We start from the raw sequence: 13,322 nt of genomic DNA on the forward strand, positions 1-13,322 counted from the left end.
ATCATGTCGGGGCGGCGCGATCCCCGTCGCGTGCGCAAAGCTCGTCCCAGAATTCGGCGAGGTCCGCCGCCAGGGGCGACACCAGATCCAGGGGCTGTCCGGTCATCGCGTGGGCGAGCCGGTAACGGTGCGCGTGCAGGGCGTGGCGCGGCAGCTCCAGCCGCTCGCGATCTTCGTCCGTCAGCTCGCCATCCGCGGCGCGGGCCAAGAGTCGCTCGTCGGGGCCGTACAGTTTGTCCCCCACGATGGGCGTGCCCGTGGCCGCCAGGTGTAGGCGGATCTGGTGCTGCCGCCCAGTGAACAGCCGACACTCCACCAGCGCGTATCCGGCGCGGGTTTCCCGCACGTGGACCCCGGTTCGCGCGTCGAGCCCCTGGCCCGGCTCCGCCACGCGCATCTTCACGCGCAGGGAGTTTTCTGGATCCAGCTCCAGGGGAAGCTCGATGACGTCCACGCTCGGGACGCCCCAGGTGATGGCCAAGTAGATCTTGTCCACCGCTGGCACTGCGCTTCGGCGCGGCGTCGTCGCGCCGCTCCGTTCGCGCGCCATGTCCTGGGACACCGCGACGGAGCGATCTTCCAGTAGGCGCTTGAATGCCCGGTCCGCCTCTCGTGAGCGCCCCACCAACAAGAGACCGCTGGTCTCGCGGTCGATGCGATGCACCAGGGATAGAAACTCTCCCGGCCGTTGCACCTCGAGGCGCTTGATCACCGTGGCGTGGTGGTGGCGCGCCGTCGGGTGCACCGCTACGAGCGGCGGCTTGTCCACCACCAGGAGGTGCTCGTCCTCGTACAAGATGTCGATGGGGCCCAGGGCGTCGGGCTCGTCGAAGGGCGGACGCCACAGCACCACGCGGTCCTCCCCCTTGACGCGTTCGCTCGCCTTCAGGCGGCGTCCTTCGGGGGAATAGGCGCTGTTCTCCACGATGGCCCGAGCGCGCGTGCGACTGGTGTTGCGCAGCTGCGATTGCACGAACACGTCCACGCGCATGCCGGCCGCCTCCGGCGGGACGCGAAACACCCGCAGCGTGGCGTCGGCGTCCACCTCCGCGGGCCGCAGGATGTCCGGCTCTTCTTCCGCCCGATTCAGGGCTCGCCTCGCCCCGAGCGGATCTCGGTGCCCACGCCGCGATCCGTGAAGATCTCGAGCAAGAGCGCGTGCCGCAGCCGCCCGTCGATCACGTGCACCTTCTCCACGCCGTCCGCCACCGCGTCGAGGGCGCACTCCACCTTGGGGATCATCCCGCCGCGGATCACTTCCTTGGCGATCAGCTCGCGGGCTTCGGTGGAGCCCAGCGAGCGCAGCAAGCCGCCATCGGCGCTCTTCACGCCCTCCACGTCCGTCATCAGCATGAGCTTGGCGGCCCCCAGGGCTGCCGCGATGCGCCCCGCGGCCGTGTCCGCGTTCACGTTCAGGGCGCTGCCGTCGTCGTCCACGGCGATGGGCGCGATGACCGGAGTGAACCCACTGGCGAGGAGGTTCTGCACGATGGTGGGGTCCACTGCCTCCACCTGACCGACGCGGCCCAGGTCCACCAGCACCGGCGCGCCGTCCTCGTCCTTGGCGCTGACCTTGTCCAGGCGGCTGGCGCGCACGAAGTGGTCGTCCTTGCCGCTGAGACCCACGGCGCGGCCGCCGTGCTTGCAGATGAGCCCCACGATGTCCTGATTGACGCCGCCTCCCAGCACCATCTCCACCACGTTCATGGTTTCGTCGTCCGTGACGCGTAGCCCACCGGAGAACGACGAGCTGATGCCCATGCGGTCGAGGGTCTTGTTGATCTGCGGGCCGCCGCCGTGGACCACCACCACGTGAATGCCGACGTATCGGAGCAGACACACGTCGCGAGCGAAGCTTTCTTTCAGCGCGTCATCCACCATCGCGTGCCCGCCGTACTTCACGACGAACACCCGTTTGTGAAAGCGCCGGATGTAGGGCAGCGCCTCGTGGAGTACCTTGGCCTTCTCGATCAGCTCGTCCATTGCCGAGCGGAAGCTAGTGCTGCGTGCCAGAAGCCGCAATCGCATCCGAGGAGAAGTGCGGGGTGCCGACCTGCGGAGCGAGCGCACAAAGGGGCGGAGCCCCCGAGGAATGGCTGGGGCCGCGCCAGCAGTTAGCGTGAGGCGATGAACAGCGCCACGGCGCCGACCGCCACGAGCGCTAGCACGAGCAGCGGCAACGACAGCCGGAACGCGCGTCGCGGCGCTCCCGCGGCGAGGCGCTGTTCCAGCTCCTCCATGAAGCCCTGGTAGCGAGCACTCTGCACCCGTCCCATGTGCGTCGCCTCGCGCCCCATGCGCTTGGCGTAGGCGCGTCGCAGGCGCCCTTCTCGGCGAATGAGCGCAGCGGCTTCGGCAGCCTGCTTTCGCTCCGGCGCCTGCCACAGCTCGCGCTGCCGGTCGTAGCGGTCGCGCTGCTCGGGATTCGTGAGCACCTGGTAGGCGTGCTCCATCTCGTGCATCCGGTCCTGCAACCGGAGCACGCCGCTCCTGTGACGGAAGATGGCGCGGCGGCGATAGGCCCGGCGGATCTCGGCTTCCGTGGCCCGCGCGGACACGCCGAGCAGCTCGTAGTAGTCGATGACCCTCTGCACGATCCCCAAATCTACGCCGCCAGGTCCCCTCGGTCCAGCGCGTACTCTTACGGCTTTTTCGGAGCCAGGGTCTCGAGGCCGGCCTGCGGCGTGGGCTCGCCGACTATCGACCAACGTCCGACGAGCTTTCCGTCGGCCTGGGCGTCGTACAGCACGACCCCCGCGCCGCGCCCGCCAAAGCCCACCACGAAGGTGTCGCCCTTGCGCAAGCCGACGCCTTGCTGCAGCGACGTGCCGCTCCGCCACGTGACGTCGAACAGCTCCCCCCGCGGCTTGATGATCACCTTGCCGGAGTAGCCCTGGTTGCCGATGGGCGACCAGGCATCCGTGATCTCGTAGCTGCCATCCAGGTTGGGCGGTCCTTCCAACACTTCTCGACCGAGTAGGTCCCCGGTGCTGGAGGCCGCCCACTTGCCGGTGAGCTTACCGCCCTCGATGGCGTACACCGCCACGCCGTAGGCGGAGCCCTGTCCCCAGCCCACGCCCAGGACGTTCCCGCGCTGGATGGCGATGCCGCTGTAGGGCGGGTTCTTCACGATGCTCCAGTCGAGGGCGTAGAAATTCGTGGACTTGGTCGTGATCTCCACGCTGCCGCGGTAGCTCCCGACGCCGGCAGGCATGCGGCTCATCTCGATGACGTAGCTGCCCGCGACGTTCTTCTCCTGCGCGGTGGGTACCTCCACGGGCGCAGACGCCACTGCGGAGGGGGGCGCCGACGCGGAAGGAGCAGCCTTGGTCTTCGGCCGCGCGGCCACGACGGAGAAAATCCCGACGGCACCGACGGCGCCAATGAGCAACACCGCCCCCACGACCACGGCGCCGATGAGAAGTCCGTTGCCTTTCTTCACCGGCGGCGCCGTGATCGGCGCTCCGCTCACGGTGCTGGAGTAGCCGGGCATGGTAGGGCCCGGTCCCGTCGGCTGGCTGGGACCGGTGTTCGAGCTGGAGCGCAGGGTGGCGGAGTGGATGCCCTCGAAGCCGACGACGGCAAAGCTCTCGGGCGGCAAGAACGGCGCGCACTGAGAGAGCGCCTGGTACAGCTCCCGTGCCGATTGGAATCGCCGCGCCGGATCCTTCTCCAGGGCCCGCAGCACCACGGCTTCCAGAGACGGAGGGATGTCGCCGCGCACCATTCGCGGCGGCGGCGGTGCCATCTCCACGTGCTGCTTCAACAGATCGTAAAGCGTGTTGCCGTCGAAAGGGCGGCGCCCCGTGAGCGCTTCGTACAGGATCACGCCCACGGAGTAGATGTCGGAGCGTAGGTCCACGGGCTGACCCAGGGCTTGCTCCGGCGACATGTACTGCGGCGTGCCCATCAGCGCGCCGGTGCGTGTCTCCCCGGAGATGGCGGAGAGCTCCGGCTTGAGCTTTGCGATGCCGAAGTCGAGCACCTTGGCGTGGCCGCCAGCCGTGACGAACACGTTGTCGGGCTTCAGATCCCGGTGCACGATGCCGTGCGAGTGAGCGGCGCCGAGGGCCGCGAGCACTTCGCTCGACAAGTTCACGGCAAAGCCCAATGGCAGGGCTCCGTAGGTGCCGATCACACCGGACAGCGGTGCCCCCTCGAGGTGCTCCATCACGATGTACGGACGGCCGTCCGGCAGCGACGCCAGGTCCAGCACGTTCACGATGTTCTCGTGTCGGATCACGTTGACGGCGCGCGCCTCCGCGAAGAAGCGCTCCACCAAGGTGGTCGTCTGTACGCTCTCGGCGGAGAGCACCTTCACGGCGACGCGGCTGTGGATGTTCGGTTGTACGCCCAGGTACACGCGGCCCATGCCGCCCTGGCCGATCAGACGCGCGATGCGATAGCTGCCCACCGTCGTCCCGAGCAGCGCGTCCTCCGAGCTGGAGAGCGGAATCCCGTGCTCCGTGCAGAACCCCGGTCCCGCTGCGGAGTAGCCGCACTCCGGGCAGACGAACATGTCTTCTTGGTATCCTTCACGGTCGCCCCTGTCTAGCGGGCCGGGCCTGTGTTAGACGACGGCGCGATGGATGTACTCATGGTCAGCGCCGAAGTCGGCCCCTGGGTTCGCGAGACGGACGCAGCCGACGCCGTGGCGTCCCTGTCCAAGGCCCTCCGCCAGCTCGGCCACAACGTCACCGTGCTCGCTCCGCGGCACCCGGGCTTCGAGGCCGGCGGCTTGATGGCGGCCCGACGTCTCACGCCTCTGAGCCTGCCGGACGCCGCGGAAGTGACCGTGTTCGACGCGCAGCTTCCCTCCGGTGTCCAGCTCACGCTGTTCGACGCGCCCGTGCTGTTCGACCGCCCGGGGGTGTACGGCGAGGGCGGCAAGGAGTACCCGGACAACGCCAAGCGCTTCGGTCTGCTGTCGGTGGTGGCGGCGGCGCTGGTGCGCGCCCGGGGTCAGCAAGGTCAGGCCTTCGACATCGTGCATCTGCACGACGCTCCCGCGGCCCTGGTGCCCCTCGCGCTGCGGCGCATTCCGGGCCCGGCGCTGCCCACCGTGCTCACCATCCACGACGCCACACGCCAGGGCAGCTTTCCGCTCAAGGAAGCGGACGCCCTCGGCATCCCCAAGGACGTGGCGTCGGATGACTCCGTGCGCTTGAACAACAAGCTCAACGTGCTCAAGGCGGGGATGTCCTTCGCCGACGCCATCACCACCGTGAGCCCCCACTACGCCGAGGAGATGGCGACGGAAGCCCGCTCCGGGGCGCTCGCGGAGCTCGTGCGAGCGCTGAAGACACCGCTCGTGGGCGTGGCCAACGGCATCGACTACGGCGTGTTCAATCCGGCCACGGACGCCGCTCTGGACGCTCGCTACGACGCCGAGGATCCCGCCAACAAGGGGCGCGAAAAGACCGCCCTCCTGCGCCGCCTCGAGCTCGAGCTCGACGTGGAGCGGCCGCTGGTCGTGGCGGTGGCGGAGCTCGGCAAGGAGCAGGGCATGGACCTGGTCGCCGGCGCGCTGTCCACCTTGCTGAAGCAGGACCTGAGCCTGGTGGTGGCCGGCAGCGGCGCTGCCGGCATCGCCAAGCGTTTCGAGACCGCCCAGAGCAAGCACCGCGATCGCTTCCTGTGGCTCCCAGAGGTGGACAGCCAGATGTATCGCCGCCTACATGCCGCCGCGGACATCGCCATCGTCCCCGCACGCCACGCACCCTCCGCCGCTGGGCAGCTGGTCGCTGCACGCTACGGCGCCGTGCCGGTGGTCCACGCCAGCGGCGGTCTGGTCGACAGCGTGGTGGACGCCGACGCCAAGCTCACCACCGGTACCGGCTTCCTGTTCGACGACGACACCGTAGACGGCCTGGTCGGTGCCGTGGAGCGCGCCCTCGCCGCTTACCGCAGCCCGGCGTTCGCCAAGCTCCGCCGCCGCGTCATGCGTCTGGATCTGAGCTGGGATCGCCCGGCCCGCCGCTACTTGCAGATCTACCGCCAGACCATCGGCAGTACGGCTTAGCGCCCGCAACATCTTCCGCTCGCTTTCGCGCAGCAACGCGCTTTCGCTCGGTCTTCGTGTGCCAAGTGGCAGGCGCTGCGCGTGGTTCCGCGGCGCACCAACAAAAGAAGATCCAGACAGATGATGTCGGGGCGGCGCGAGCCCGTCGCGTCACGCGTGGTCGGCGAGGGTGCGTCGGGAGCGCGCGGGGCGGCGCGAGCCCGTCGCGTCACGCGTGGTCGGTGAGGATGAGAGCCCGGTTCAGCCAGGCTCCGCGCAGCACGATGAGGGCGACGAGGGTGAGCTGATGCACGACGGCGACGGTCGCGATGCGGCCCAGGCCGCCATGGGAGACGTCCACGCGGCCGACGATCCAAGCGGCGGTGAGCACGAACACGAGACTCCAGGCGCCCGGCGTGGCCCACGAGCTCAAGGTGGCGAACGGGCGGCGCGTGAGGGCGTTGATGGCGATACCGAGGGCTTCGAGAGCACGGGCGTCGCGGCGCACGATGGCGGCCCGAGCGAGATCGGCCAGCACACCGATGAGGGCGACCAGGAAAAATCCGAACAGCGCGATGCCGACGCCCCAAGCGTCGGCACTGCGAGGCGTCGTCGGATCCGCCACGGCCTCGCGCACCTGCACCGCCACGGTGAGCGTCACGAAGGAGAGCAGGGCCTGCACCAGGAGACAGAAACCCGCGACGAAGGTGAAGCGCGGCAGGCACGCAGCCGCGTCCCCAATCCATGCGCGGGTGGACAGCCGCTCGTCGCTGTCCAAGGACACGAAGAGCGCTGCCAACGGCAGCAGGCTCACCAGGCCCAGGACCACGAATAACCCCGGCGCGCTGCGCGCCAGCGCGTGGAGCTCCGGCAGGGTGAGCCGCACCAGCTCCGCGAGGTGGAGCCCGCCGTCTCGGAACAGAATGGCGTCGCCGTCGGGGTGGTCCGCCATTCCGCTGCCCACCACCAGCTGCCACAGGGGGAGAGCGAGCAGCAGCGAGAACAGCATGCGCACGGCCCACGACAGCGCCACGGCGCGCGGCCGCCGGAGCACCCGGAGCAAGCTGGAGGCGAGCTCCTTCATGGGCCGATGGCTCCCAAGAGCAGCGCGGCCCCGTAGCTCAGACGCTCCAGGGAGCGCGGCGCGATCCCGCCGTAGCGGCTCTTTTGATTGTTGCCGAGGTCGTCGTCGAGGGCGATGCGCAGGTCGGGATCGACGATGGCGGACACCACCGGCGAGGGGCCGGAGTAGTCGATGCGATGGAAGTCGCCGCGGCCGTCCCAGCGCCGACGTAGTCGTGTTCCATTGGCGAAGGCGAGCTCGACGTCCACTGGGAAGTGAAGGCTGCCGTGGCGGCGCACCAACACGCTGCTCTGCCACGAGCCCGAGGGCTCGCGCTGGGTGTCACCGTCGAGCTCGCCCTCCGGTGCTTCCGAGCGAATGGTCTCCACGCGGTCGACGAGGTAGTCGACGGACCCACGCTCGAAGAGGGCGAGCGACAGGTTGTCGGCGGCTTCGTTGCCGAGCACTTCACGCATCACCGCGATGAAGTGCCGTGGGCCGGGGTGCTGGAAGCGGTAGTAGCGGGAGTAACGCCCCAAGGCCCGCTCCAACTTGTCCGTCCCATACACGTTGCCCAGGGTGTGGAGCAGCGTTGCGGTCCGCGCGTAGACCAGACCGCCGATGGCCTCGAAGCTCGGAAAGCCGGCGGCCGGGAGGGCGATGGGATCGTCGTGGGCGAAGTGGGCGGCGGCGGCTCGGCCCACCGCCCACTGGCTCAGCCGGAGCCCGGGCCAGCGCACGGCGCTGCTCGAGCCGTACAGCGCGTCGAGTGTGGAGCCTTCCACGTAGCTGGTGAGCCCTTCGTCCAGAAATGGCCAGGCGTGCTCGTTGCTGCCCACCATGCTCTGGAACCACTGGTGGCCCAGCTCGTGGACAGTGACGCCTTCGATACCGCGTACGCCACTGTCGGCCGTGTACCACTCTCCGCCGGTCGTGATCAGTGTGGGGTACTCCATGCCTCCGGCGCTGGGAGCGCTCTCCGGCGGGTGCACCACCGTGAGGGTGGGGTAGGGGTAGCGCCCGTAGAGCTTGCTCATGCGCGGAAGCGCTCCCGCGAGAGCGGAGAACGTGGTGGCCGCGTTGTGCTCGTTTTGCGGGGGGATCAGCAGGATGACGCGAGTGCCGTCGATGTCTCGCGTGTGCTTCTCGAAGCCGTCCCAAGCGGTCCAAGCGAAATCGAGGACGTCCTTCGCTTCGAAGTCGATGGTTCGACGCCCGCCCTGCGTGCTGCTGCGGGTCTCCACGCCGCTGGCGCCCACGACCATGTCCGCGGGTACGTCGAGCTCGACGGAGTAGTCGCCGTAGTCTGCGTAGAACTCGCTCTGCGGGTGGAAGGCGAAGTGGGCCCAGGTTCCGTCGCGTTCGAGTCGCGCGATCTTCGGGAACCACTGCCCAACGAAGTGGAAGGAGCCGGCGAAGCCCGTGCGCTCCACGATGCTCGGCAGCTTGGCTTCGAACTTCATGTCGAAGTGGACCGTCGTGCCGGGCTCCACCGGCTCGGGCAGGGGCACCCGGATGTCCGTCTCGTCGAGGGGATCTCCCGGCGAATGCGTCGCGGCCTTGGGCCACAGGTCCACGTTCTCTTCGCGCAAGCGGAACGAAGTCACGCGCAGGTGCCCGTAGCTCGTGGCCCGCCGCCCGCTGCGCCCGGCCTGGAACGGCGAGCGCAGGTACAGCGTGCGGTTGTTCTTGAACGCGTTCAGGTACAGGTGCAGCCAGACTTCGTTCTGGCTCTCTCGGCTGGTGTTGGTCCAGGTCAGCGTTCCGGAGGCGGACACGACGTGGCTTTCTGCGTCCAGCCGGGCGCGGAGGGCGTAGGAAGCGATGGGCGTGGCGTGGGTGGGCAGCGAGGCGTCGGTGTCGTAGTTCGAGCCCACGGTCCGGGGCGGGGAGCCCGGTGCGGGAGACTGCTCTCGCGGGGCGGCACCCTCGGCGCGCGACAGACCGGGGACGGCGGCGGCCAGCCCCATGGCCACGAGACCCAAGGTCAGGTCACGGGCACCGCTCCGCGAAAGGCGTCTGCGCTCAGCCACGGGTAGCCGCTCTCTTGGCTCAGGCGGGCGGCTCGAGTCGGATGATCCGCTGCTCGAGGAGCGTGAACATGATCCTCAGCGCGTCCAACCGAGTCATTCCGCTCACGTCGAGGATCTCTTCGATGCTCGACGTCCCGTCGACCATCGACAGCAAGAAGCCTGCGCGGTGATCGAGAGAGAGCCAGCGGATCTGGTCGGGCGGGATCGCGACGATCACGATCTGTCCGAGGTCTCCCAGCCGCGCTGCGTACATTTGCGTGAGGACGTCCCGACAGCTGTCCGCGTAGCGCAGCGCCTCGGCGTCGTTGACGTCGGTCTCCAGCAGGCTCTCGGCGATCACCAGCGCGCCAGTGAAGTCGCCCATCGCGTAGCGGTCCTTCATCTCGCCGACGGCGGGATCCACTTCTGTCGGCGGCTGAGTCTCCGTCTCCGCCTCTGCCGGCGTTGGAGCGTTGGGAAGCGACGCGCTGCGGTCGAGCTCCAGATCCGGCAGCTCGCCCAGATCCAGCTCCAGATCGTCGGAGCTGGGCAGGGGCGCCGTGGGCGGCTCGCTGGGGAAGCCGGGCTCCGCGAAGGGCATTTCCAGGGAGGGGGGCTTGGCTCGCGGCGGCGGCGTGGCGCCGGTGGGCGTTTCGCGGTCGTGGAAGCTCGGAGTGGGGCGCGAAGAATCGGCTTGCGCCAAGAGCTCCCGCGCCATCTTGCTGGGAGGAACGTCCGGCACGACGGTGACGCGGTCCCCGAGGTCGTCTGCATCGTCGTCCGGCTGAGACAGCTCCACGCCCGAGACGAGATCGTCGTCGTCGTCCCAGCTCGCGTCGATCAAGTCCGTCTCGGGCACGATCGACTGCGGCGTTGCGCTTTCCCGGTCCTCCTGGCCCATTGCTCAGCTCGTGCTGCCGCCCCTTTGCTCAGGCTCGAGCCACGACGCCGCGGAACATGCGCTCCGTCCGAGCCAGCTGCTCGAGCTGCTCCTTGACGGCAGCGGCGTCCTTCTGCTCGATGGCCTGCCGCGTTCGGTCGACCACGCCTTGCGCCTTGGTGATGGCGTCCCTGCCGAAATCCGCAGTGCCCACCACGCGCTCGACGTCCGGAAAAAGACGCTCGATCTCCGCGATCATGGTCTCCGCTTCCTGCCGCGCCTTCTCGAACTCCTCGTCGGAGCGACGCTCCACCAGGTAGTCCTTGGCGCTGTCCATCATCTGCTTGATCTCGTCTTGAGTCAGTCCGCTGGTGGCCGTCACCTGAATGGACTGGGCCTGGCCGGTCTCGAGATCCTTCGCGTGTACGCTCACGATGCCGTCGGTGTTGATCTCGAAGGTGACCTCGATCTCCACGTGACCCTTGGGCGCGCGACGCAAACCCGTGAGGATGAACTCGCCGAGGAGCTCGTTCTCGTCGGCCTTCTTGCTCTCACCCTGCATCACCAGGATCTTCACCGCGGTCTGGTTGTCACGGCTGGTGGTGAAGATCTTGGTGCGGCTGGTGGGAACGGTGGTGTTCTGCGGGATCAGCTCTTCGAAGTAGCTGCCGAAGGTCATGATGCCGAGGGCGTGCGGCGTCACGTCCAGCAGGATCATCTCGTGCTTGTCTTCCACCAACGCCGCACCCTGAATGGCGGCACCAAGGGCCACCACTTCGTCGGGATGCACGCCCTTGTTCGGCTCGCGCTGGAAGAAGTCGCCCACGGCTTTCTGGATCGCCGGCATGCGCGTCATGCCGCCGACGAGGATCACGTCTTCTACTTCGTCGACGTCGAGCTTGGCGTCTTCCAACGCTTGGCGGCAGATGTCGACGGTGCGCTCGATCAGGTCTTCCGTCAGCTTTTCCAGCATCTCCCGGGACAGCGCCCGTTGCAGATGAAGGGCCTCGTTGCGGCCGGTGGAGATGATGAAGGGGAGGTTGATCTCCGTTTCTCGCACGCTCGAGAGCTCGCACTTGCCCTTCTCGGCGGCGTCCCGCAGACGCTGCAAGGCCATGCGATCTTGGCGCAGATCGATGTCGTGCTCCTCTTTGAAGCCCTCCACCAGCCAGTCGATGATGCGGGCGTCGAAGTCCTCACCGCCCAGAAAGGTGTCGCCCGTGGTGCTGATCACCTTGAACACGCCGTGGGCGCCGATCTCCAGGATGCTGATGTCGAAGGTGCCGCCGCCCAGATCGTACACGGCCACGGTGCGGTCCAGCTCCTTGCCGAAACCGTAGGCGAGGGAGGCCGCGGTGGGCTCGTTGATGATGCGGATGACGTCGAGCCCGGCAATCGCCCCGGCGTCCTTGGTGGCCTGGCGCTGGTTGTCGTTGAAGTACGCGGGTACCGTGACCACGGCCTTGCTGACGGGCTCGCCAAGATAGTCCTCCGCGATGATCTTCATCTCTTGCAGGACCATCGAGCTGATCTCCGGAACGGAGTAGGTCTTGTCGCGGAGCTTGATGCGGACGTCGCCGTGCGGCCCTTCCACGATGGCGTAGCTGGACGTCATGATCGCGTTCTTCACCTGCGGCGAATTCCACTTCCGGCCGATCAGGCGCTTCGCCGCGTACACGGTGTTCTCAGCGTTGGTGATCGCTTGCCGCTTCGCGATGTGACCCACCAACCGCTTTCCGGCCTCGGTCACCGCGACGATGCTGGGCGTGGTCTTGTACCCGCCGCGGTTGGGGATCACGACCGGCGTGTCGCCTTCCATCACGGCCACGCACGAGTTCGTCGTGCCGAGGTCGATTCCGATGACGCGCTCCATGTGTGCCCTTTCTCCGTTCTCTCGCTCGCGGCCCTCAGGCGTCGCCGCGCTTCAGGCGTTTTATCCAGTCTTTGATGCTATCATCGTCCGGCGCAAGCTGGCTGGCGCGCTCAAATTCGAGCAGGGCGCTCTCCTTCATGCCGGCATTCACGTAGATCTTGGCCAGGGTGCTCCGCGGTTCGGCTGCTTTCGAGGCCAAGCGGATGGCCTTCTTGGCGAGCTCGGCGGCATGGCGCAGATCGCCGTCGCCTTCCAGCAGGCAGGCCGCTGCCCGTTCCCACACGATGGCGCTCGGTTTGCCCCGCGCAGCACGTTCGTAGGAGGCCGCAGCCTCCAATGGGCGGCCGTTTCTCTCCTCATAGCGCGCTTGGTCGAGATAGCTGTCCGCCAGCTCGGTGTTGGCGCGCTGCTGCACTTCTTGGAGTCGGTCCGCGAGGCTCTGGTCGTCGGGAGCGAGGGACGCTGCGATACGCAGGGCGTTGGCCGCGTTCACCACGTTCCTTTCCTTCAGCGCGGCTTCCGCGGCGTCCACGTAGCGTTGGACCTGGTCACCGCGGGCCGTCACCAGACGTTGCTCGTAGCGTCGGCGGAGGTCTTCCGCGACGTGCTCCTGCACCTGCGCCTTGCTGGCGGGCGGCGCAGAGGGCGCCGGGGGCGCGGACGAGCGCTGTCCCGGCGGAATGGAGCCCCGGAGCTTTCGCGCCAGCGCCCGGCGTCGCGCTTCGGGATCCGCGGGGCGGGGCTCCGGCCGGTACGTCGCGCGCTCGGCGACGCGGGCCTCTTCCTCGATCCGCCGACGGATCTTCTCCAGCTCCTGTGCCTGGGAGCGCTCGTCGCCCAGCAGCTGCTCGAGGTCCCGATTCTTGGCCTGGGTGGCGAGGTAGGCGTCGTACTCTTCGCGGCTCTGCTTGCGCGTCAGCACGTCGTGGGCTTCGGTCAGGTGCTGAAAGATGCGATCCAGCTTGGGCTTGAAATTGCCTAGATTCTTGCCGAAGTAGCGATCCGGGTGCAGCACGCTGACCGCGCGAAAGTAGGCGTCCTTGATCTCCTTCTTGTCCGCCCCGGGTTCCACGCCGAGCACTTCGTAGTGGTTCGCCGAGTCGAGGCGATAGAAGCGATCGAGGATCATGCGTTTTCGAGGCAGCTCCAAATCCACGGCCTCGTCGAGCTCTGCGGGGTCATACAGGGCTGCGGCGGGATGTGACCATTCGGAGCCGTGAACCTCCGTGGTCTCGACGATTGGGCGCGCCAAGCGGCGGCCCGGTGGAACGGATGGGTGTTCCTCGGAGGGGGGAGGCGGTGTCGGGGGAGGTAGGGCGCCGTACTCGATCGCGCCGAGCTCTGCCAAGCGCGTGAGGGTTTCTTGAATCCGCCCTTGCTCCATCCCGGTAGCGGCGGCGATGTCGGCCTCGCTGGTGCGGCCATCGACCCGCGACAGGACAAACGCTTCCTCCGGCCCGATGGGCAGACCGCGCATGTCCACGCCTTCGACG

General features: G+C 68.0%; 10 protein-coding genes. 1 reads left to right on the plus strand and 9 read right to left on the minus strand.

Annotated elements, in window-relative coordinates; translation table 11 throughout:
• Position 1: 1 nt before the first annotated feature.
• From H6717_09590 to H6717_09605, 4 genes are all read right to left on the minus strand, one after another.
• Positions 2-1,045 (minus strand): RluA family pseudouridine synthase, encoded by a 1,044-nt coding sequence (locus H6717_09590; GenBank protein MCB9577263.1) that lies wholly within the window; start codon positions 1,043-1,045, stop codon positions 2-4.
• A 41-nt stretch (positions 1,046-1,086) separates the two neighbouring features.
• A complete protein-coding gene (gene argB, locus H6717_09595) occupies positions 1,087-1,983 on the minus strand; it encodes an acetylglutamate kinase (protein ID MCB9577264.1) in 897 nt (298 codons plus the stop codon).
• Positions 1,984-2,114: 131 nt separating this feature from the next.
• Positions 2,115-2,594: a DnaJ domain-containing protein gene (locus H6717_09600; protein ID MCB9577265.1), complete on the minus strand. Its 480-nt coding sequence runs from the start codon at positions 2,592-2,594 to the stop codon at positions 2,115-2,117.
• A 47-nt stretch (positions 2,595-2,641) separates the two neighbouring features.
• Positions 2,642-4,519 (minus strand): serine/threonine protein kinase, encoded by a 1,878-nt coding sequence (locus H6717_09605; GenBank protein MCB9577266.1) that lies wholly within the window; start codon positions 4,517-4,519, stop codon positions 2,642-2,644.
• A 78-nt stretch (positions 4,520-4,597) separates the two neighbouring features.
• Between H6717_09605 and H6717_09610 the strand changes: the two genes are divergently transcribed.
• Positions 4,598-6,022: a glycogen synthase gene (locus H6717_09610; GenBank protein MCB9577267.1), complete on the plus strand. Its 1,425-nt coding sequence runs from the start codon at positions 4,598-4,600 to the stop codon at positions 6,020-6,022.
• A gap of 208 nt (positions 6,023-6,230) precedes the next feature.
• Here the strand turns inward: H6717_09610 and H6717_09615 are convergent, their stop codons facing one another.
• Genes H6717_09615 through H6717_09635 form a run of 5 tightly spaced genes read right to left on the minus strand, consistent with a single transcriptional unit; the run spans position 6,231 to position 13,306 of the window.
• Complete coding sequence (locus H6717_09615; protein MCB9577268.1) at positions 6,231-7,085, minus strand: hypothetical protein; 855 nt, start codon at positions 7,083-7,085, stop codon at positions 6,231-6,233.
• The gene (locus H6717_09620) at positions 7,082-9,097 is read right to left on the minus strand and encodes a M1 family metallopeptidase (protein ID MCB9577269.1); all 2,016 of its coding nucleotides are present in this window, start codon (positions 9,095-9,097) and stop codon (positions 7,082-7,084) included. Before H6717_09620 ends, H6717_09615 begins: the two co-directional genes overlap by 4 nt.
• A gap of 19 nt (positions 9,098-9,116) precedes the next feature.
• Positions 9,117-9,977, minus strand: a complete 861-nt coding sequence (locus tag H6717_09625; GenBank protein MCB9577270.1) for a hypothetical protein — start codon at positions 9,975-9,977, stop codon at positions 9,117-9,119.
• A gap of 28 nt (positions 9,978-10,005) precedes the next feature.
• Positions 10,006-11,829 carry a molecular chaperone DnaK gene (gene dnaK / locus H6717_09630; protein ID MCB9577271.1) on the minus strand — a complete coding sequence of 608 codons (1,824 nt, stop codon included), beginning with the start codon at positions 11,827-11,829 and terminating at the stop codon, positions 10,006-10,008.
• 34 nt (positions 11,830-11,863) lie between these two features.
• Positions 11,864-13,306 (minus strand): DnaJ domain-containing protein, encoded by a 1,443-nt coding sequence (locus tag H6717_09635; GenBank protein MCB9577272.1) that lies wholly within the window; start codon positions 13,304-13,306, stop codon positions 11,864-11,866.
• Between the last annotated feature and the right edge of the window lie 16 nt (positions 13,307-13,322).

Source organism: Polyangiaceae bacterium, assembly GCA_020633235.1.
Lineage (GTDB): Bacteria > Myxococcota_A > Polyangia > Polyangiales > Polyangiaceae > JACKEA01.

Excerpts from the sequence above, each read along its gene's own strand:
- H6717_09635 (MCB9577272.1), bottom strand. The coding sequence starts at position 13,306 with ATGCGCGGTCTGCCCATCGGGCCGGAGGAAGCGTTTGTCCTGTCGCGG.
- H6717_09615 (MCB9577268.1), bottom strand. The coding sequence starts at position 7,085 with ATGAAGGAGCTCGCCTCCAGCTTGCTCCGGGTGCTCCGGCGGCCGCGC.
- H6717_09610 (MCB9577267.1), top strand. The coding sequence starts at position 4,598 with ATGGTCAGCGCCGAAGTCGGCCCCTGGGTTCGCGAGACGGACGCAGCC.
- argB (MCB9577264.1), bottom strand. The coding sequence starts at position 1,983 with ATGGACGAGCTGATCGAGAAGGCCAAGGTACTCCACGAGGCGCTGCCC.
- dnaK (MCB9577271.1), bottom strand. The coding sequence starts at position 11,829 with ATGGAGCGCGTCATCGGAATCGACCTCGGCACGACGAACTCGTGCGTG.
- H6717_09625 (MCB9577270.1), bottom strand. The coding sequence starts at position 9,977 with ATGGGCCAGGAGGACCGGGAAAGCGCAACGCCGCAGTCGATCGTGCCC.
- H6717_09605 (MCB9577266.1), bottom strand. The coding sequence starts at position 4,519 with ATGTTCGTCTGCCCGGAGTGCGGCTACTCCGCAGCGGGACCGGGGTTC.